Below are 18418 nucleotides of genomic sequence, written 5' to 3'. Positions count from 1 at the left end.
CATCGTTGCCGGCGTAGTCGTCAGTGGCTCAGATCTTCTGCCCGCCCGGCCCGACGCCGACCGTGACGGTGATGCGCTGCACTTCGATGCGGCCCTGCGGAAACTTGACTTCGAGCGTCACGGTGTCGGTGCCGGTGAAGTCGGCCTTGCTCTGGTAGAACGCGACGAAGCCGGGCACTTCGAGCGCCAGACATTGCTTGTAGTTGGTGGCGCTGATCTTGCCGCGCTTGATCTTGACGGTGCCGTTGCGGGGCGGGCTGACCAGCCGGATCGAGGGCAGCGGACCCGAGCTGCAATCCGGCTGAACGTTGAGATAGACCCCGACGCGGACCGGCTTGCCGGCGGCGGCGCGAGCGCTGCGTTCGACCGTGGCGGCGGACGGGGCAGCAGGAGAAGGCGCCGCCGATTGGGCGGAGGCTGCAGTCGGCGCCGTCAGCGTGAGCGCGGTCAGCGCAGCGATAGCGGCCTTGCGCCTTGCCCTCGGTCCGTCGATCGTCGCCCGCATCGGTCGCTCGCTGTCGTCGTTGCAGGCGGCAGCTTGCCGTAGTCCGGCGACGGTTCGACGACAGTTGCGGAGGTCGCGCGGAAGTCCCGCGGCGCTTCGGCGTGGGTGGCAGAGTCGCGCACCTCAGGCGTTGCCAGTCAGCCGCAGGATCGCCTCGACGACGTAGCGGCTGGATTGCGCGATCCATTGCGTCGCGCCGCCGAGGCCGGCGAGCGGCATCAGAAAGACCAGTCCGATCAGGATCAGCATGCCATAGGGCTCGAGCCGCGCCAGCGGCCGTCCCAGCATCCGCGGCAGCACGCCGATGGCGATCCGGCCGCCGTCGAGCGGCGGGATCGGGATCAGGTTGAAGATCGCCAGCACGACGTTGATCAGCAGCGCATTCGCGAGGTTGCGCATCAGCCATTCGCCGGCCTCGCCGGGGATGTCGATCAGGCGGATGGCGATCGCGGCGATCAGCGCCAGCACCAGATTGATCGCGGGGCCGGCGGCCGCCACCAGGATCATGTCGCGCCGCGGATGCCGCAATCCGCAGAAATTCACCGGCACCGGCTTGGCATAACCGAACAGGAACGGCGACTGGATCGCGAGCAGCAGCAATGGCAGCAGGACCGTGCCGAATGGATCGATATGCTTGATCGGATTGAGCGTGACCCGGCCGAGCATCCATGCGGTGTCGTCGCCGCACGCCCGGGCCACATAAGCATGCGCCGCCTCGTGAAAGGTGATCGCGATGACGAGCGGCAGCGCCCAAACCGAAATCACCAGCATCATGGTGGAGAGAGGATCCGACATCGATCGTCCTGGTGGCGCCGGCGCCATCCGCCGATCCTGGTTCCCGATATAGGACCGTGATCCGATCCGCGCCACCGCAGCGAAGGCCGGGGCGGCGATTATGACCACGAATTCACTCTTTCCCGGCGGCGCGCTCCGGCCGCTCTCGGCGATCGATATGGCGGCGCTGCCTTCGCCATTGGAACCGGGGCTCGGCGCGGCGCATTATCCGGCGGAACTGCGATGGAACCGCTCCGGTCCGATCCAGTGGATGCCAAGGACCCGCCGACAATGCCCCCTTCCGTCCCGCCGACTGCGCGCAGGCCCGATCCGCAACTGCGCCGGGCGCAGCGCACCGACCTGCTGCTCCGGATCGCCGTGATCTGGCTCCTGCTGCTGGCGACCGCCTGGGTCGCCCAGCCTTATCTCGCCTCGTTATGGTTCTCGGTGTCCGGCCCTCGTACCGTCACCGCCCGGGGCGATCTGGCGCCGGCGGAGACCGCGACGATCGAGCTGTTCAAGCGGGTGTCGCCTTCGGTAGTGCACGTGTTCGCCCAGTCCAGCAGGCGATCGCCCTCGCTGTTCGAGCAGCAGCAGGGCGGCGTGCAATCAGGCTCCGGCGTGATCTGGGACGCCGCGGGCCACGTCATCACCAACAACCATGTCATTCAGGGCGCCGGCGCGCTCGGCGCGCGGCTGTCGACCGGAGAGTTCGTCACCGCGCGCGTCGTCGGCACCGCGCCCAATTACGACCTCGCAGTGCTGCAGCTCGAGCGGCCCCGCGCGGCGCTGCGCCCGATCGCGATCGGGAGTTCGTCGGACCTGCAGGTCGGGCAGTCGGCGTTCGCGATCGGCAGCCCCTACGGCCTGGAGCAGACGCTGACCACCGGCATCGTCAGCGCGCTGCAGCGGCGGCTGCCGACCGCGGCCGCGCATGAAATCAGCGGGGTGATCCAGACCGATGCGGCCATCAACCCCGGCAATTCCGGCGGCCCTTTGCTCGACAGCGCCGGCCGGCTGATCGGACTTAACACGGCGATCATTTCCGGGTCGGGGGCTTCGGCGGGAATCGGCTTCGCGATCCCGGTGGATTCCGTCAACCGCATCGCCACCGCGCTGATCAAGACCGGCACCGTGCCGGTGCCTGGGATCGGCATCATCGCCGCCGACGAGAATGAGGCTGCCCGGCTCGGCATCGACGGCGTCGTCGTCGTCCGGACGCTGCCGGACTCTCCGGCGGCGCGCGCGGGGCTCACCGGCGCCAGCGAAACCGGCATGGTTGAGGACGTCATCGTCGGCGCCAACGGCCAGGAGGTTCACAGCATGTCGGATCTCGCCGCGACACTCGAGCGCGTCGGCATCGGAAATGAGGTCAAGCTGCAGGTGATTCGCGATGGCCGCGCGCGGACCGTCAACGTTCAGGTCACCGACATCGCCCGATTGCGGCGCAGCTAGCCTTTCGCGGGGTCGTTGGCCCCCGGTGATCGCAGGGATCGTGCGGGATTTGAGTAGTCCGATCAATTCCGGACGCTGAACTTTCGGCTATCCGTAATACTACTGGTTCTCGCGTTAACGAGCCTATCAGAGCCCGACCGTATGCTTTGCGACATCAAAGGATGAACGCAAATGCTCAAGCTCAATCGAATCGGGAACAAACTCGGAATCGCTGGCCTCATCGGCATTTCTCTTGCGATCGGCATGGTGGTGAACCAGTCCATCACCGAATCGAAGGTGAGTGAAGCGACGCGGCTCGCAGATATCGAGGCCCAGGTTTCGGAAAAGGCGCTGATCGCCGAATCGGAAATGCGCAACATGCAACTGGCGGTGCGAGGCGTCCGGCTTTCGCGGTCGCTCAAGGAGCTCGATCAACGCGTCGGCCAGTTCGACAGCGCCCGGATTGCACAGGGCAAGTTGCTCGATGCGGCGATTTCGCTCGCGACTTCGGTTCCGGAGAAGAACACGTTCGCTGAAATCAAGAAGATGACCATCGAATACGCCGTCGGCGCCGGCGAGCAGGCCGAGCAGCATCGCCGCGGTCTCGATCTCAACCTCAAGCGAGCGACGATAGCCGCCGAGTGGGACAAAAAGGTCGAGGCGCTGGAAGCGGCGCTCGTCAATAGTCCGGCCATTGCGAGCCTGCAGGCTGCCGATGGGGATTTCGCCGGCATCCGTTCGATCGGCTGGAAATACTTCGTGGTCGACGACAAAGACTACAAAGCCCAGATGGACAGCAAGGTTTCGGCGACTGCCGAGGGGCTGAAGCGCGCCGGGGAACAGGCGCCTGACGCCAAGACCAAGGCGGCGCTGAGCGACCTCCAAGGAATGCTCCCGACCTATGCGAAGACCACGACCGAAGCATTCGCCGCCGACACGTTGAAGAACAGCATCAGCCGGGAGCGCACCGTCCCGATCGCCAACAAGGCGGCCAAGATGCTGCGCGGCGCGGTGGAGAAGTCGCAGCAATCCGTGCTCGAGGCCAAGGCGAAGACCGCTGCGGAGATCGCCTGGTCGGGCCGCGTCAATTTCGCGTTCGGCGCAGCGATCATTCTGGTGTTGATCGGCTCGGCGATATTCTCGTTCCTCGGCGTGGCGCGGCCGCTGACGCGGTTGAACGGGGCGCTCGGCCAGATTGCTGCGGGGCGGCTGGACGTGAAGATCGTCGGCGCCGAACGCGGTGACGAGATCGGTGATATCGGCAAAACCGTGGGCCTGATCCAGGCCAATGCCGAACAGAAAGCCCGTGACGAAGCCGAGGCCAAGACCACGCTCGATCGCGAGATCGCGATGAAGCGCAAGGCCGACATGATCCGGCTTGCCGACGAGTTCGAAGGGGCGATCGGCGAGATCGTCGACACGGTGTCGTCCGCTTCGGAAGAACTCGAAGCATCCGCCACGTCGTTGACGACGACCGCCGAACGGTCGCAATCGCTCGCCACCACTGTGGCGTCGGCATCGGAGGAAGCCTCCACCAACGTGCAGTCGGTGGCGTCGGCGACGGAGGAGATGAGTTCGTCGGTCAACGAGATCAGCCGCCAGGTCCAGGAGTCGGCGCGGATCGCGCAGGAGGCGGTCGACCAGGCCCGCCAGACCAACGACCGGGTCGAGGAATTGGCGCAGGCGGCGGCGCGGATCGGCGATGTGGTCGAACTGATCAACACCATCGCCGGACAGACCAACCTGCTGGCGCTCAACGCCACCATCGAGGCGGCCCGCGCCGGCGAGGCCGGCCGCGGCTTCGCGGTCGTCGCAAGCGAGGTGAAAGCGCTCGCCGAACAGACCGCCAAGGCGACCGGCGAGATCAGCCAGCAGATCAGCGGCATCCAGTCGGCGACCGAACAATCGGTGGCCGCCATCAAGGAAATCGGCGGGACGATCGGCCGGATGTCGGAGATTTCCTCGACCATCGCCTCGGCTGTCGAGGAGCAGGGCGCGGCGACGCAGGAAATCTCACGCAACGTTCAGCAGGCCGCCTACGGCACCCAACAAGTGTCGGCGAACATCACCGACGTCCAGCGCGGCGCGACGGAAACCGGAGCTGCGTCGTCGCAGGTCCTGCACGCGGCTCAATCGCTGTCCGGCGATAGCACCCGATTGAAGCTCGAAGTCGAGAAGTTCCTAGGAACCGTGCGCGCCGCATAGGGCGCCGCGCACGGTCAAGCGATCTTGGAGAGCGTCCACTGCGCCAGCAGGCCGCCGAGCGCGCCTGCGAGCGCGGTGAGCGCTGCGCCCCATGCGATATCGGTGCCGACCAGGGCCCAGTCCCACTGCCGCAGGATGGCCATGTTGGTGAGCTCGTAGGTCGCGTAGCAGAACAGGCCGAACAGCGCGCCGTAAAGCGCGTTGTGCCGCCAGTCGCCTGGCGCGGCGCCGTTGACGAAGATGACGATGCCGGCGGCGTAGAGCAGATAGAACGCGATTGCCGGGGCGACGCGCGGGGTGCTCAGCATCAGATCGCCGATGTGCTGCTCGAACATCCTTTTGCCGACGCTGCCGAGGAACAGAAAGTCCAGCGGCAACAGCACGACGAGCGTGGCGAAGTAGACGATCGCGTGGCGCTTCATATCGATCTCCGGTGAAAGGTTCCGGGCTCAACGGCGCCGATGCGCCCCGGTTCCCCAGCGAAACCGAACGATCCGCGACCCGGAACGAACAGTCGTGGCTGTCATTGTCGAGGCAAACCACGATCGTTCACGAAGGAGGCGCAGATGGGCAAAGCTTACTACGACATCATCGGCAGCGACGACAATTGGGGCATCCGGCACGACGACGACCCGACCGGCGAGTATGCCAGCAAGGAGGCGGCGTTCGAGGCGGCTGTCGCCGCGGCCTCCAACGCGATCAAATTCGGCCACGAAGTCCGGATCACCGTGCCGGGCCAGGACGGATCTGGCAATGCGCTGGGGACGGTCAGCAACTGACCGGATGACGGATGCGATTCGCTCCGGCTCGTCCCGGGCGCTTTCGTTTGCTTCCACAGCATCCTCGGCAACAGGAATGCCCGGCGCAGGGGCCGGGCATTCTCGCAGTTTCAGCTACGGTGTCTGCTGTCGAAACTCGTCTACGCGACCTTCGACAGCGCCGAGGGCTGTTCGACAGCCGGCTGCTCGGTGACCTCGTGGGTGATCACTTCGAACTGCAGCAATTGCGCGGTACCGAACGAGGTCGAGATCGCCACGTCGGCGGCGTCGCGCCCACGGGCCATGACGATGCGGCCGATCCGCGGGTGATTGTGGCGGGCATCAAAGGTGTACCAGCGGCCGTCGAGATAGACCTCGAACCACGCCGAGAAATCCATCGGAGCCGGGTCGATCGGCACGCCGATGTCACCGAGATAGCCGGTGCAGTAGCGCGCGGGGATGTTCATGCAGCGGCACAGCGCCACCGCGAGGTGCGCGAAGTCGCGGCACACCCCGATGCGTTCGGAATGTCCCTCTGCCGCCGTGCGATCGTTGCGGGCGTGGTGGTAGCCGAACTCGATCTGATTGTGGGTGTAGTCGACGATCGCCTGCACCCGCTCCCAGCCGGAGGTGATGCCGCCGAACAGCGACCAGGCGAGGTTCGACAGTTTGTCGGTGTCGCAATAGCGGCTGCCGAGCAGATAGATCAGAGCCTCGTCCGGCAGTTCGGCGATCGGCAGTTGCCGGGCGCCCGGCGCCGCTTCGTCGGGCAATCCGGAATCCTCGATCAGAAAATCATTACCGATATCGATGCGGCCCGCGGGCGCGACGATGCGCGTGCAGATGTTGCCGAACATGTCGATGAAGTCGCGCGCCGGAACGTCCGGCGCGAACCGGATCTTGTGTTCGCCGATGATGTGCTGCTGCCGGGACGGATGAACGCTGAGCAGCAGGTTCATCGGTGTTTCCTGGAAGCACTGGAAGGCGATGTTGTAGCCCGCTCGAATTTTCACCGCTGTCTCCGTCGCTCGCGTGCGCGTCGCTCTTGCGCGTCAATGTATGTGTCATCGACAATGACGGGACGTTCAGTCGGTTCCCCTCTAACCGCCTGAACCCTTGCGCAAATGTGCGGCAGAGAGCGATGAAAACTATTCCACCAGACCGAACAGCAGCACCGAACGTGCGGTGACCTGATAGATCGAGCCGCAGGCGAACTGTTCCTCGTTCGCACCGTCGGGCATGTTGGTGTCGAGCAGTAGCGACCATTTCGAACCGTGCGGAACCTCGGGCAGGGCGAAGTCGACGAGGCCGTCGAATGCGTTGGTGATCAGCAGCACGGTGTCGTCCTCGGCGTGGCGGCGAATGCCGGTCTTCCGGGCGCGGCCGTCGAGCAGCATGCCGAAGCACTTCACGTTTCCGTCCTCCCAATGCTCGTTCTGCATCGGACCGCCATTGGCGTTGATCCAGGTCACGTCACAGACGTCGAGTTCCTCGTCATATTGGCCCTGCAGGAATCGGCTGCGACGCAGCGTCGGGCAGTTCCGCCGAAGTTCGATCAGCCGCCTGGTGAAGCCGAGCAGGTCCTGCGCGGCGCCGTCATGGTCCCAATGCACCCAGGAGATCTCATTATCCTGGCAATAGGCATTGTTGTTGCCCTGCTGGGTCCGGCCGAATTCGTCACCGGCGAGCAGCATCGGCGTGCCCTGCGCCAGCAGCAGCGTCGCCAGCATGTTGCGCTTTTGGCGTTCGCGCACCCCGAGGATGTCTTCGTCCTGGGTCGGTCCTTCGGCGCCGCAGTTCCACGAGCGGTTGTCCGAATGGCCGTCCTTGTTGTCCTCGCCGTTGGCGATGTTGTGCTTCTCGTTGTAGCTCGCCCAGTCGTTGAGTGTGAAGCCGTCATGCGCCGTGATGAAGTTGACGCTGGCCCAAGCCCGGCGGCCCTGGCGATTGAAAACGTCCCCGGAGGCGGCCAGTCGCGGCGCCAGCGCCGACACCGAAGCTTCTCCGCGCCAATAATCGCGGATGGTGTCGCGGAATTTGTCGTTCCATTCCGCCCAGCCGGGCGGGAATCCGCCGACCTGATAGCCGCCTGGTCCGCAATCCCACGGTTCAGCGATGAGTTTCACCGAGCTCAGCATCGGGTCCTGATTGACCGCCTTGAGGAACCCGCTCTGCTCGTCGAAGCCGTGTACCTCGCGGGCGAGGATGGTGCCGAGGTCGAAGCGGAATCCGTCGATGTGCATCTCGCCGGCCCAGTAGCGAAGCGAGTCGGTGACCATCTGGATCACGCGCGGATGCGTCAGATTCACCGTGTTGCCGGTGCCGGTGTCGTTGATGTAATAGCGCTTCTGATCGGGCAGCAGGCGATAGTAGCTGGCGTTGTCGATGCCTTTGAATGACAGCGTCGGGCCGAGCTCGTTGCCCTCGGCGGTGTGGTTGTAGACGACGTCCAGGATCACGGCGAGGCCGACATCGTGCAGCCGCGCAACCATCTCCTTGAACTCGCGCAGGCTGTTCGGCACGTCCGCCGCGTAGCGCGGATCGGGCGCGAAGAAGCCGATGGTGTTGTAACCCCAATAGTTCACCAGCTTCTTGTCGAGCAGATAGCTGTCGTTGACGAAGGTGTGGATCGGCAGCAGCTCGACGGCGCTGACGCCGAGTGCGGCGATGTAGTCCACCACCGGCTGGCTGCCGAAGCCGGCATAGGTTCCGCGCAGATGTTCCGGCACCTCCGGATGCAGCTTGGTGAAGCCCTTGACGTGGGTTTCGTAGACGATGGTCTGGTCCCACGGCACGAATTTGCGGCCGGGCTCGCCCTTCCAGTCGAAGCCGGGATCGACGACGACGCATTTCGGCACGAACGCCGCGGAGTCGCGTTCGTCGAAGGTGGTGTCGTCGCCGGTCTCCATCTGATAGCCGAACACGGCGGGATCCCACTTCAGCTCGCCGGCGTGCGCGCGCGCGTAAGGATCGAGCAGCAGCTTGTTGGGGTTGAAGCGGTGACCGTTCTCCGGCTCGTAGGGGCCGTGTACGCGATAGCCGTAGAAGGTGCCGGGGCCGATATCCGGGATGTAGCCGTGGAAGACTTCGTCGGTGTATTCCGGCAGCTCGATCCGGCGCTCGGTGTCGCCGTCGAACAGGCAGACCTCGACCTTGGTGGCGTTCGCCGAGAACAGCGCGAAATTGGTGCCTTCGCCATCCCAGCAGGCGCCGAGCGGGTAGGGCAGGCCTTCGCGCACGTTGCCGGTCTCGTTGATGAGCTTGTAGGCCGGCGCGGGTTTCGTCGGCTGCTTCGCTTCGGCGATCGCCGCGGTGGTCGGCGGCGGCGGATCGAGAGTGTCGGTGTCGGTCATCGTCGTGCCTCCGGAAGCTGCCGCGTTGTCACGCAGGCGGCCGTGTGCGCCGCCGATGCCGATCGATCTCTCATGATGTCGTCCCCCATTCTGTCGACCGCGATAATGCCGCAGCCCCGCTTCGGTTCCATGACTGACGGACGGGAGGATCCGCGTAGATACCAGACATCAAACGGCCCGGAGCCGCATCGCGGTCCGGGCCGTTGATCGAGAATGCGTGTGGCTTACTTGTTGGATTTCGACGTGGTCGTGCTGTGCTGCTTCTCGAGGTTCTGCGCCATGTCGAGGTGGTGCTTGAGCGCGGGCAGGGTCTGGCCGGCCCAGTTCTTCAGTTCGGCGTTCTCGCCGCCGCGCGCGTAGCGGTCGAACAGCGAGACGGCGTCCTTGTGGGCGCTGACCTGCTGATCGATGAAGGTCTCGCTGAACTCGGCGCCGGTGGCGGTCTTCAGCTTCTCCAGTTTGCTCTGATGGGCGTCGTCGAGCGCGGTCGGCATCTGCGCCGTGACCTTTCCGCCCGATACCAGCGACTTCAGCTCGTTGCTGGTCTTGGTGTGGTCGGCGACCATCTGCTTGGCGAAGGCCTTCTCGGCGGCGTTGCCCTTGGTTTCGGCCAGCTTGTTCGACTGGATTTCGAACATATCGCTGATCGCCGCCTGCTTGACGAAGTCGGCGGTGGACGGCGCGACGCCGAGGACGGAATTGACTCCGGTCTTCTCGGTGATCGATTGCGCCAGTGCCGGGGAGGCCAGCAACAGGCATCCCAGAATGATTGCGGTGCGTTTCATCGAATGATCCTTCAGCTTGCGGCCTTGCGATTGACGCCCTTCCGGAGCGCCACGGTGTTGAGCTTGGTGTTGGCCGCTTTCTCTTCGTTCAGATTGGTGGTCAGGAAGCGGACGATGTCGTCGTGGCCGAGTTCCTCGGCCCACGCGATCAGCGTGCCATAGCGCGCGATCTCGTAGTGCTCCACGGCCTGGGCGTTGGCGACGATCGCGGCATCGAGCACCGACTTGTCGGCGATCTCGCTGGACGTCGCGTTGGCTTCCTTGATCAGGCCGTCGATCGCCGGGCAATCGGTGCCCGAGGGCGTCTCGCCGAGCTTCTTGAACACCTGATCGAGTCGCTCGATCTGTTTGCGTGTCTCTTCGAGATGCGCCTCGAGGCCCTGCGACAGATCGCGATTGGTGGCCTGCTCGATCATCGTCGGCAGCGCCTTGGTGATCTGCTGTTCGGCATAATAGATGTCGCGAAGTCCATGCACGAGCATGTCGTCCATCGTCTGGATGTCCTTGGTGAACAGACCCATCGTCGCCTCCTGTTGTGAGCTTCAGGGAGTGGTTTCCTGCACAACTGGAACGGGACATTTCGGTTCCTGCCCACCCGGTGACAGCGGCAGCCGGCTCGGCAATTGAGGGGTCGCCATCGCGATCGCGCAGGACGCCGGCTCCTGCCGTGGTGGGCGGGCGGCGCGTCTGGGCCCGCGGATCGACGGCTCATCGGCCGAATCGATCCGGCGGTGGGTGTTGAGACCGGCCGGCGAGCATGTTAGGGAACGGCCAGCGCGGGTGTAGCTCAATGGTAGAGCAGCAGCCTTCCAAGCTGAATACGAGGGTTCGATTCCCTTCACCCGCTCCAATGATTTCAATGGCTTATCGGATTTTTGGATTTCCAGCTGATCCACGCAGGCCTAGTCGCATTTGGGCGTGAGGGGCGTTCGCTGATTTATTCAGCGAATTCTGCGGTCATGAACATGCTGTTGGCCTACCTCACGAAGAACTGCTGCGGCGGGGACGCCGGCGCTGCGTGACAAGAGCGGTCCTCATGGCTCGCGCCGCCTGGCCACAAATTCCGCTGACGAGCGGGGGATTCAACCTGCTTGCCACTCGGTCGGCGGCAGCCTTGCTCGATCCACGGCGGCTCCGAGCGGCACTTCCACCCCATAAAGGGCCATCATGCGTTTACGGACACTACCTGATCCGGACCACCTGCCGGCTCTCGATCGGCGTTTCATCCACGAGCGGCCCGCGATCGATCTCGGACCGGACGGCCACAAGCCGCGGGTCCTGATGCTCTATGGGTCGTTGCGGCCACGCTCGTTCTCGCGGTTGGCTACCGAGGAGGCCGCTCGATTGCTCCGCCTGTTCGGCGCTGAGGTCCGCATCTTCGATCCCTCGGACATGCCGTTCCCGGACCAGATCCCCGGTGATGACCATCCCGCGATCCACGAATTGCGCGAGCACGCGATGTGGTCGGAGGGAATGGTCTGGTGCAGCCCCGAGCGGCACGGCACGGTCACGGGTTTGATGAAAGCGCAGATCGACAACCTGCCGCTCAACATGGGCGGGATGCGCCCGACCCAGGGGCGCACGCTCGCCGTGATGCAGGTGTCGGGCGGCTCGCAGAGCTTCAACGCAGTGAACACGCTTCGGCTGCTGGGCCGATGGATGCGGATGATCACGATCCCCAATCAGTCGAGCGTCGCCATGGCCTATCAGGAGTTCGACGATGCCGGGCGAATGAAGCCCTCGGGCTACTACGATCGCATCGTCGACCTGATGGAGGAGTTGGTCCGCTTCACGATCCTCACGCGTCCCCACGCGGCGCGTCTCGTCGATCGCTACTCGGAGCGCAAGGCGAGCGGAAAAGCCTTGGACCCGGCAAACGACCTTTCGGCGATCGCAATCGCACCGCAGATGCGTTCCCGATGAGCCGCGCCGATCATGATGTCGTCGTGATCGGAGGCGGGCAGGCGGGTCTTGCCGTGGCCTACTATCTCCTCCGCGCCGACGTCGATTTCGTCGTGCTGAACGCCGATGACCGTCCCGGCGGCGCCTGTCCGTGGAACGCGATGGCGAACTGCTGCGTCTCGAGTTCGAGGATCGACGCAGCATCACGGCGCGTGCAGTCGTCAGCGCCACCGGCACCTGGCGCGCACCTTACATTCCAGCCTATGCCGACCGCGACCGGTTTCACGGTGTTCAGCTGCACTCGGCGGAATACCAAAACCCCGATCCGTTTGCGGGAAAGCGGGTGCTGATCGTGGGCGGCGGCAACTCCGGTGCGCAAATTCTCGCGGAGGTCAGCGAGGGGGCCGAGACGGTCTGGGTCACCCGCAAGGATCCGGTTTTTCTGCCCGATGATGTCGACGGCCGCGTCCTGTTCGAGCGCGCGAGCGCAAGGGTGCGGGGAGACTTCGACCCGGTTGCCAACACCACGCTGGGCGACATCGTCATGGTGCCTCCTGTGAAAGCGGCGAGAGCTCGGGGCGTTCTCAATGCGGTCCGCCCGTTCGAGCGCTTCACGGAGAGCGGCGTGGTTTGGCGGGACGGAAGTGAAAGTAGGCACGACGCCGTGCTGTGGTGCACGGGCTTTCGACTCGCGACCGATCACCTGCGCTCGCTCGGCGTCGTCGAATCCGATGGACGAATCGAGGTCGTTGATCAGCGGTCTGTCAAGGAGCCCCGGCTTTGGCTGGCGGGCTATGGAAACTGGACGGGGGCCGCTTCTGCGACGCTGATCGGGGCAGGGCGCACGGCGCGCGAACTGGTCCCAAGGATCAGCGCAGCTCTTGCCGAAGCCGAGTCGTCCCGGGACCTCGACGGACGAACTTGAGCGACGTCGAACCATTTGAATGATGATTGTACGGCTTGCGACGATGGAAGTCGTCGCTGCTGATCGAGAGTGAATGCGTCGCGCCGAACGCTACAGTTGGCTGCAGGCCAGATGCCTTACGCGATATCGGAAGCGAAGCCAGTGAGTCGCCCAGGTTGTAAGTGATCTTGCCGGCGGCACGATGACCTCGATGGATACGGCTGCATTCCCTCGGGCGTGCGGGTCGACGACGCGATTCCGGTGCAAGACGAGTCCCCGCGTAACAAGACTTTCGTCGATGCGTCGGTCGCGATGTCATTTCCTTGTAGCAAAGCCTCCGTATGAAGATGCCGAACAAAGTGCGCGAATGTTCGGTTTTATCGAACAGCGCGTGGTGTCGGATCGGTGAGGCTCCATGCTGTCCAGTCGCGAAATCTGCGTCACCTATGCCAACGGCGTGGTCGCGCTCGAGCCGACCTCGCTGTCGTTCGAGCGCGGCAGCTTCGTCGTGTTGTTGGGCAGTTCGGGCGCTGGCAAATCCACGCTGCTCAGGGCGCTGAACGGGCTTGTCCGCCCTCGCTCGGGCGATGTCCTCGGCAGTGACGGCAAATCCATTTTCGCCAGCGCTGCGGCGCTGCGCTCGCATCGGCGTCGCACCGCCATGGTGTTCCAGCAGCATCACCTCATCGGGCGCCTGAGTATTCTGAAGAATGTGCTGATGGGCCGATTGGCGCATCATTCGTCGCTGCGGTCCCTGCTGCCGTTGCCGAAGGCGGACCGGATGGTCGCACTCGAGGCACTGGATCGCGTCGGCTTGGCTGCGCGGGCGCTGGAGCGCGCCGACCAGATTTCCGGCGGCCAGCAGCAGCGAGTCGGTATCGCCCGCGCCATGGCGCAGAAACCGGATATCATCCTCGCCGACGAGCCTGTCGCCAGTCTCGACCCTGCCACGGCGTTTCAGGTGCTAACCGATCTTCACCGGATTTGCCGCGAGGACGGCATCACGACCGTGGTCAGCCTGCATCAGGTCGATCTGGCCCGGCAGTTCGCGGATCGCATCTGCGCCTTGGTTCAGGGGCGGGTCGTGTTCGATGGCGCGCCCTCCGCCTTGAGCGACATCAAGCTCGACGCCATCTACGGCGCCTCGAATTCCTCGCCGATCAGCTCCTTCGCGCTTGCCGCCGAATAACCCATCCAAACGGGAGAACATCATGAATCGCCGTCAGTTCCTGCTTGTCAGCACCGCCCTCGGCTTGTCCGCCCTGTCGACGCCGGTGCTGGCCGACAAGGCCAACCCCGAAAAGCTGCGCGTTGCGCTGCTCCCCGACGAGAACGCCTCGACCCTGATCCAGAATGCGCAGCCGCTGAAGGCGTATCTCGAGCAGACCCTCGGCAAGCCGGTCGAGATCATCGTTACGACGGACTATTCGTCGATGATCGAGGCGATGCGTTTCGGTCGGATCGAGGTCGCGTATTTCGGGCCGTTCTCCTACGTGCTCGCCAAATCCAAGGCGCCGGAGATCGAGCCGTTCGCGGTCGGCGTGGAAAAGGGCAAGCCGAACTACAATTCCATCCTGATCGCGTCTGCCGATGGTCCGGTCAAAACGCTTGCGGACGTCAAGGGCAAGCCCTTCGCCTTCGGCGACCAGGCCTCGACCTCCAGCCATCTCGCCCCGCGTGCGCATCTCGCCAAGGCGGGTCTGATCGGCGACAGGGACTACAAGGTGGTCCATCTGGGCAAGCACGACGCCGTGGCGAGGGCCGTGGCCGCGGGGCAGGTGCCCGCAGGTGCGCTCTCGGAACAGATCTACCGCGTACTGGTCGAGACCAACAAGATCGACGCCACGAAGCTCGTGCAGATCGGCCTTTCCGATCCGATACCGAACTATCCGATGACGCTTCAAGGATATCTGGCGCCGGAGCTGAAGACGTCGATCCGCAATGCGTTCCTGAATCTCAAGGATCCTGCCATCCTGAAGCTGTTCCGCGTGGATGGACTCGCCCCGGCCACCGACAAGGATTACGACGTGCTGCGCGACATGGCCAAGATCCTGAACCTCGATATCGCCAAGCTCGGGTGAGGTGGTGACGCAAGTGCGGAGCTTCGAAGCCACGCTTGTCCGCGAAACACAGGCGGCGCGACGGGATTGGTTGCTGCTCGGCGGCATCGTCGCGACGGTGGTCGTGGCGCTGGCTTCGACCGGTTTCTTCGACCCGCAGCGCTTTATCGAGGCGGTTCCGGCCTTTCGGCAACTCGCGGCCGAAATGATCCCGCCGGATTTCTCGCGCTGGCAGAGTTGGCTGCGGCCGCTGGCGGATACGTTGGCGATGTCGATTGCCGGCACGGCGCTGGCGGTGTTGTTCTCACTGCCGCTGGCGCTGCTGGCGGCGCCCAACACCAGCCCCTACCGGGGCGTGGCTTTTCTCGTCCGGACGTTGCTGGCCTTGCTGCGTTCGGTGCCGGAAATCATTCTCGGCGTTCTGTTCGTGGCGGCGGTGGGTTTCGGGGCTCTTCCGGGCGTGCTGGCGCTGGCGCTCCATTCGGTCGGCATGGTGGGCAAGTTCTACGCCGAGGCGATCGAGCACGTCGATCCCAAGCCGCTGGAAGCAGCGCGGGCGGCCGGCGCCACGCCATTGCAGGTCATCACCCATGCGGTATTGCCGCAGGTGCTGCCGCAGCTCACCGATGTGACGATCTACCGGTGGGAGTACCACTTTCGCGCCTCCGCCGTGCTCGGCATCGTCGGTGCGGGTGGCATCGGTTTCGAACTGATGGCCGCGCTACGCCTGCTCAACTACGATCAGGTCTCGGCCATTCTTCTCGCTATCTTGCTCTGTGTAGTCATCGTCGATTCGATCGGCGGCTGGCTCCGCAAGTCCCTGAAGTGATCCCATGACTGATCTGCCGCTGGTGGTTCTGACCAATCGCACGTTCGATGATACACGCGCGCTTTTCTCCGGGCGCGCGCGGATCATTGCCAATCATCTCGAGACTCCGTGGCCCGCCGACGTGTTGTTGGCTCACGCAAGTATTGCCGACGCGCTGATGGCCTTCATGCCCGACTGCATCGACGCCGCGTTTCTCGATTCCTGTCCACGCCTGCGCGTGATCGGGGCCGCTCTGAAAGGCTTTGACAACATCGACGTCGAAGCTGCTACCGCGCGTGGCGTCACCGTCACTATCGTGCCCGATCTGCTCACGCGCCCGACGGCCGAACTCGCCGTGGGGCTGACGATCGCGCTTGGGCGTCACATCCTTGCCGGGGACACCGCCATTCGCCGGGGCGGGTTCAATGGCTGGCGACCGGAGTATTACGGCCTCGGCCTTGCCGGCTCTACGGTGGGCGTTGTGGGCTATGGCCGGGTTGGGCAGGCGATCGCGCGGTGCCTGTCGGGCTTTGGATGTCGCGTTCTGGCCTGCGACGCGAACTGGAATCCGTCGGTGCCGGACGATGCCGAGCGTGTAACGATGGACGTCCTCACCGGATCGGCGGATATCCTCATTCTCGGCATGCCCCTGACCCCGGCGACCCAGGGGATCGTGGGGCATGCCTTTCTCCGCTCGATGAAGGCGGGCGCCTTGCTGATCAATCCGGCGCGCGGCTCACTGGTCGATGAGGCCGCCGTGGCGGATGCGCTCGAAGGCGGCCATTTGGGCGGTTACGCCGCGGATGTTTTCGCGTGCGAGGACTGGGCTCGCGGGGATCGCCCTGGCGAGATCGAATCGCGCTTGCTGAGTATGACCACGAAGACCGTGTTGACGCCGCATCTCGGCTCCGCAGTCGTTGAATCGCGCAGGGCCATCGAATATTCCGCGGCGGACAGCATCTTGAGGGTGCTGGCTGGCGAAAAACCGGAAACGGCCCTGGCCTGACAGAACTGGCGGTAGCCGACCGTGCTGAACCTGACGCATGTCCGCAGTTTTTTGACGGTTATCGAGGCGCGGAGCATACGTGCCGGCGCGAGAACAGTCGGGCTTTCGCCCTCCACGGTTCTCGAACATCTCCGCCAGCTCGAGGCGTCGCTCGGATCGGTGCTGCTGGTTCGCCAGGCGGGGAATCCGCACTTGACGCCGGCAGGGGCACGGTTTCTGCCGCTGGCCCGGGCTCTGGTGGCTACAGCCCTGCGCGCGGCCGACCTGATCCAGCGTCCGCATCTTGCCGTTGCCGCCTCTAGCAACATCGGCACCTATCTGCTCCACCCCCGCATTGCGGCTTTCGAGCGTGACGCCAGGGTCGAAGTCCGCGTCTGGATTGGGAGCAACATGCAGGCCGCCGCCCGTCTCAAGAGCGGTGAGGCAGATCTAGCCGTCCTGGAGGCCTGGGAGGATACCGACGGTTTCGACGTCACCTGTTGGAGCGCCGAGACTCTCAAAGTGATCGTGGCGCCGGATCACCGCTGGGCTGGAAAAACATCCATCGACCGGGAAGATCTGACCAGGGAGTTGATCCTCACCGGCGAACCGGGCACCGGAACGGGGCGTATCCTGCGCGAGGCGCTGGGAAGCGTCGTTGCGCGCCTGCATTATCTCGACGGATTGGGGTCCACCGAAGGCGTCAAGCGTGCGGTGCGCGCCGGGCGAGGCATTTCGATCGTGATGGAATCGGCGATCCAGGATGAATTGCTGAACCGTACGCTGGTCGCGCTCGATGTCGACGGAACGAGTTTGGAAAAGCGCCTGTTGATCGTGAGATCTTCTCACCTGCCACCCACCGCCTCAGCATCGCGCTTCGCCGAGTGTCTTCTGGAGGGGCCGAATAGCAGCAGTGGGCCACCGGTGTCGCCGAACGCTGGTCGCCCGCTTTGAACTCGGGCTGAATTTGCGGACGATGGCTATCGGATCTGTGCGAGTGCGCTTTTCGAGAGGACTGACAATGGGCGGCCTAAGCGCTGCGTTGGTCCGCAGCCGCGGCACCTGATATTGAAAGCACGTGCCGACGAACTTCGATCGCACCGGTCGCGCGTCCCGCCAGCAGTTCGTAGGCCGGAGTCAGACCGGTGTCGAGATGGCCTTCGACCATATGGCTCGAGAGCTTCATCAGAAATCCGTCCAATTCGCGCTCGATGTCGTCGAGTTCTGCAGCGGTCGTTGCCGCGCGTGCCTTGTTGATCAGGGTTTCCAGCGCGTGCTCTTCGCGGATGGCGAGGGGGAGGTCTTGCGGAAACAGGTACCTGGCAAACCACAGCACCCCCGAAACGATGCCGCTGAAGCCGAACACAAAGATGTAGATCAGCACTTCGTAGCGATCGAAGAGACTCTCGTCTTCAGCGCCTGGGATGACGCACTGCGGCCGCCTCAGTCCTCGTCGATATGGATCACGCCGACGACACGGTCCTCGTGTAACAACTCGACTCGTATCCCTCTGCCGCCCTGCCAGAAATTGCCGGGCTGCAACGATTTGAGTGTCACGTCTTCCCAGAGCGTGCCGACCTGTTCATTGGCTGCGACGATAGGCGTTCGTTTCACGCCTCGTGGTGTCGTGAAAGGCGGACCTTTCTGTGCCACGGTGAGTAAGGCGCGGACAGCGCTCTCCACTCCCATCCTCTCTGATTGAATCGTCGGCGTGGGCGGTAAGGGATCGGCGTTTGCCGAAATGCCGACGACGGCCGCAGCGATGAACGTCAGCACGGCCACTATCTCGAGCTTCGGAATGCGTCGGCGACGCTCCAGCATGACGAAGAGACCGATACGGCGATGCCGTTGCCGGTGGTGCTGCGAATAACCCATGCCGTCTCCGCAAGCCCAGTGCCGTTCGGCTCTCTGCATGACGCGAGAGCGTTGAGCTTTTCCATTGACA

General features: G+C 64.3%; 19 protein-coding genes, 1 tRNA gene and 1 pseudogene. 12 read left to right on the top strand and 9 right to left on the bottom strand.

Annotated features, from left to right (window positions below; translation table 11 throughout):
- Positions 1-28: 28 nt before the first annotated feature.
- Both SR870_RS08735 and SR870_RS08730 read right to left on the bottom strand, forming a co-directional pair.
- Positions 29-505 (bottom strand): hypothetical protein, encoded by a 477-nt coding sequence (locus SR870_RS08735; protein ID WP_322517586.1) that lies wholly within the window; start codon positions 503-505, stop codon positions 29-31.
- 123 nt (positions 506-628) lie between these two features.
- Positions 629-1300 (bottom strand): site-2 protease family protein, encoded by a 672-nt coding sequence (locus SR870_RS08730; protein WP_322517585.1) that lies wholly within the window; start codon positions 1298-1300, stop codon positions 629-631.
- Between the two features lie 270 nt (positions 1301-1570).
- Between SR870_RS08730 and SR870_RS08725 the strand changes: the two genes are divergently transcribed.
- Together SR870_RS08725 and SR870_RS08715 are read left to right on the top strand one after the other, a co-directional pair.
- The gene (locus SR870_RS08725; RefSeq protein ID WP_322517584.1) at positions 1571-2734 is read left to right on the top strand and encodes a S1C family serine protease; all 1164 of its coding nucleotides are present in this window, start codon (positions 1571-1573) and stop codon (positions 2732-2734) included.
- Between the two features lie 171 nt (positions 2735-2905).
- Complete coding sequence (locus SR870_RS08715) at positions 2906-4918, top strand: methyl-accepting chemotaxis protein (RefSeq protein ID WP_416221139.1); 2013 nt, start codon at positions 2906-2908, stop codon at positions 4916-4918.
- Positions 4919-4932: 14 nt separating this feature from the next.
- Here the strand turns inward: SR870_RS08715 and SR870_RS08710 are convergent, their stop codons facing one another.
- Positions 4933-5340, bottom strand: coding sequence for a DUF2177 family protein (locus SR870_RS08710; protein ID WP_322517581.1), 408 nt, complete (start codon positions 5338-5340; stop codon positions 4933-4935).
- 144 nt (positions 5341-5484) lie between these two features.
- Between SR870_RS08710 and SR870_RS08705 the strand changes: the two genes are divergently transcribed.
- Positions 5485-5697 (top strand): hypothetical protein, encoded by a 213-nt coding sequence (locus tag SR870_RS08705; RefSeq protein WP_011503608.1) that lies wholly within the window; start codon positions 5485-5487, stop codon positions 5695-5697.
- A 140-nt stretch (positions 5698-5837) separates the two neighbouring features.
- On the opposite strand, the gene SR870_RS08700 is transcribed toward SR870_RS08705, so the two are convergent.
- The 4 genes from SR870_RS08700 to SR870_RS08685 form a co-directional block, all read right to left on the bottom strand.
- Positions 5838-6689, bottom strand: a complete 852-nt coding sequence (locus SR870_RS08700; RefSeq protein WP_322517580.1) for a transglutaminase family protein — start codon at positions 6687-6689, stop codon at positions 5838-5840.
- A gap of 135 nt (positions 6690-6824) precedes the next feature.
- Positions 6825-9029: a glycogen debranching protein GlgX gene (gene glgX, locus SR870_RS08695; RefSeq protein WP_322517579.1), complete on the bottom strand. Its 2205-nt coding sequence runs from the start codon at positions 9027-9029 to the stop codon at positions 6825-6827.
- Between the two features lie 224 nt (positions 9030-9253).
- Positions 9254-9814 (bottom strand): DUF4142 domain-containing protein, encoded by a 561-nt coding sequence (locus tag SR870_RS08690; protein WP_322517578.1) that lies wholly within the window; start codon positions 9812-9814, stop codon positions 9254-9256.
- An 11-nt stretch (positions 9815-9825) separates the two neighbouring features.
- Positions 9826-10335 (bottom strand): ferritin-like domain-containing protein, encoded by a 510-nt coding sequence (locus SR870_RS08685; RefSeq protein ID WP_322517577.1) that lies wholly within the window; start codon positions 10333-10335, stop codon positions 9826-9828.
- A gap of 255 nt (positions 10336-10590) precedes the next feature.
- Here SR870_RS08685 and SR870_RS08680 point away from each other — a divergent pair.
- The 9 genes and pseudogenes from SR870_RS08680 to SR870_RS08640 all read left to right on the top strand — a co-directional run bounded on the left by SR870_RS08680 (position 10591) and on the right by SR870_RS08640 (position 17427).
- A tRNA-Gly gene (locus tag SR870_RS08680) sits at positions 10591-10664 on the top strand.
- Between the two features lie 317 nt (positions 10665-10981).
- A complete protein-coding gene (gene arsH / locus SR870_RS08675) occupies positions 10982-11737 on the top strand; it encodes an arsenical resistance protein ArsH (protein WP_322517576.1) in 756 nt (251 codons plus the stop codon).
- Positions 11734-11823 (top strand): annotated as a pseudogene (locus SR870_RS08670) (hypothetical protein); the annotation flags it as partial. The gene arsH and the pseudogene SR870_RS08670, both read left to right, overlap by 4 nt.
- A 44-nt stretch (positions 11824-11867) precedes the next feature.
- Entirely contained in the window at positions 11868-12641 is a 774-nt protein-coding gene (locus SR870_RS08665; RefSeq protein WP_322517575.1) for an FAD-dependent oxidoreductase, read from the top strand.
- A gap of 394 nt (positions 12642-13035) precedes the next feature.
- Entirely contained in the window at positions 13036-13809 is a 774-nt protein-coding gene (phnC, locus tag SR870_RS08660; protein ID WP_322517574.1) for a phosphonate ABC transporter ATP-binding protein, read from the top strand.
- A gap of 22 nt (positions 13810-13831) precedes the next feature.
- Positions 13832-14701: a phosphate/phosphite/phosphonate ABC transporter substrate-binding protein gene (gene phnD / locus SR870_RS08655; RefSeq protein ID WP_322517573.1), complete on the top strand. Its 870-nt coding sequence runs from the start codon at positions 13832-13834 to the stop codon at positions 14699-14701.
- A gap of 13 nt (positions 14702-14714) precedes the next feature.
- Positions 14715-15509, top strand: coding sequence for a phosphonate ABC transporter, permease protein PhnE (gene phnE, locus SR870_RS08650; RefSeq protein ID WP_322517572.1), 795 nt, complete (start codon positions 14715-14717; stop codon positions 15507-15509).
- Positions 15510-15513: 4 nt separating this feature from the next.
- Positions 15514-16494, top strand: a complete 981-nt coding sequence (locus SR870_RS08645; protein ID WP_322517571.1) for an NAD(P)-dependent oxidoreductase — start codon at positions 15514-15516, stop codon at positions 16492-16494.
- A gap of 21 nt (positions 16495-16515) precedes the next feature.
- The gene (locus tag SR870_RS08640) at positions 16516-17427 is read left to right on the top strand and encodes a LysR substrate-binding domain-containing protein (protein WP_322517570.1); all 912 of its coding nucleotides are present in this window, start codon (positions 16516-16518) and stop codon (positions 17425-17427) included.
- 76 nt (positions 17428-17503) lie between these two features.
- Here SR870_RS08640 and SR870_RS08635 read toward each other — a convergent pair whose 3' ends face one another.
- The gene (locus SR870_RS08635) at positions 17504-17857 is read right to left on the bottom strand and encodes a hypothetical protein (protein WP_322517569.1); all 354 of its coding nucleotides are present in this window, start codon (positions 17855-17857) and stop codon (positions 17504-17506) included.
- Positions 17858-17916: 59 nt separating this feature from the next.
- Positions 17917-18348 (bottom strand): hypothetical protein, encoded by a 432-nt coding sequence (locus SR870_RS08630; RefSeq protein WP_322517568.1) that lies wholly within the window; start codon positions 18346-18348, stop codon positions 17917-17919.
- Positions 18349-18418 lie beyond the last annotated feature (70 nt).

Origin of the sequence: Rhodopseudomonas palustris, from assembly GCF_034479375.1 — a bacterium.
Taxonomy (GTDB): domain Bacteria; phylum Pseudomonadota; class Alphaproteobacteria; order Rhizobiales; family Xanthobacteraceae; genus Rhodopseudomonas; species Rhodopseudomonas palustris_M.
The sequence above is the reverse complement of the archived record's forward strand: the minus strand, read 5'-3'. Positions and strand labels throughout refer to the sequence as shown.

Excerpts from the sequence above, each read along its gene's own strand:
- SR870_RS08735 (WP_322517586.1), bottom strand. The coding sequence starts at position 505 with ATGCGGGCGACGATCGACGGACCGAGGGCAAGGCGCAAGGCCGCTATC.
- SR870_RS08730 (WP_322517585.1), bottom strand. The coding sequence starts at position 1,300 with ATGTCGGATCCTCTCTCCACCATGATGCTGGTGATTTCGGTTTGGGCG.
- SR870_RS08725 (WP_322517584.1), top strand. The coding sequence starts at position 1,571 with ATGCCCCCTTCCGTCCCGCCGACTGCGCGCAGGCCCGATCCGCAACTG.
- SR870_RS08715 (WP_416221139.1), top strand. The coding sequence starts at position 2,906 with ATGCTCAAGCTCAATCGAATCGGGAACAAACTCGGAATCGCTGGCCTC.
- SR870_RS08710 (WP_322517581.1), bottom strand. The coding sequence starts at position 5,340 with ATGAAGCGCCACGCGATCGTCTACTTCGCCACGCTCGTCGTGCTGTTG.
- SR870_RS08705 (WP_011503608.1), top strand. The coding sequence starts at position 5,485 with ATGGGCAAAGCTTACTACGACATCATCGGCAGCGACGACAATTGGGGC.
- glgX (WP_322517579.1), bottom strand. The coding sequence starts at position 9,029 with ATGACCGACACCGACACTCTCGATCCGCCGCCGCCGACCACCGCGGCG.
- SR870_RS08690 (WP_322517578.1), bottom strand. The coding sequence starts at position 9,814 with ATGAAACGCACCGCAATCATTCTGGGATGCCTGTTGCTGGCCTCCCCG.
- SR870_RS08685 (WP_322517577.1), bottom strand. The coding sequence starts at position 10,335 with ATGGGTCTGTTCACCAAGGACATCCAGACGATGGACGACATGCTCGTG.
- arsH (WP_322517576.1), top strand. The coding sequence starts at position 10,982 with ATGCGTTTACGGACACTACCTGATCCGGACCACCTGCCGGCTCTCGAT.
- phnC (WP_322517574.1), top strand. The coding sequence starts at position 13,036 with ATGCTGTCCAGTCGCGAAATCTGCGTCACCTATGCCAACGGCGTGGTC.
- phnD (WP_322517573.1), top strand. The coding sequence starts at position 13,832 with ATGAATCGCCGTCAGTTCCTGCTTGTCAGCACCGCCCTCGGCTTGTCC.
- SR870_RS08645 (WP_322517571.1), top strand. The coding sequence starts at position 15,514 with ATGACTGATCTGCCGCTGGTGGTTCTGACCAATCGCACGTTCGATGAT.
- SR870_RS08630 (WP_322517568.1), bottom strand. The coding sequence starts at position 18,348 with ATGGGTTATTCGCAGCACCACCGGCAACGGCATCGCCGTATCGGTCTC.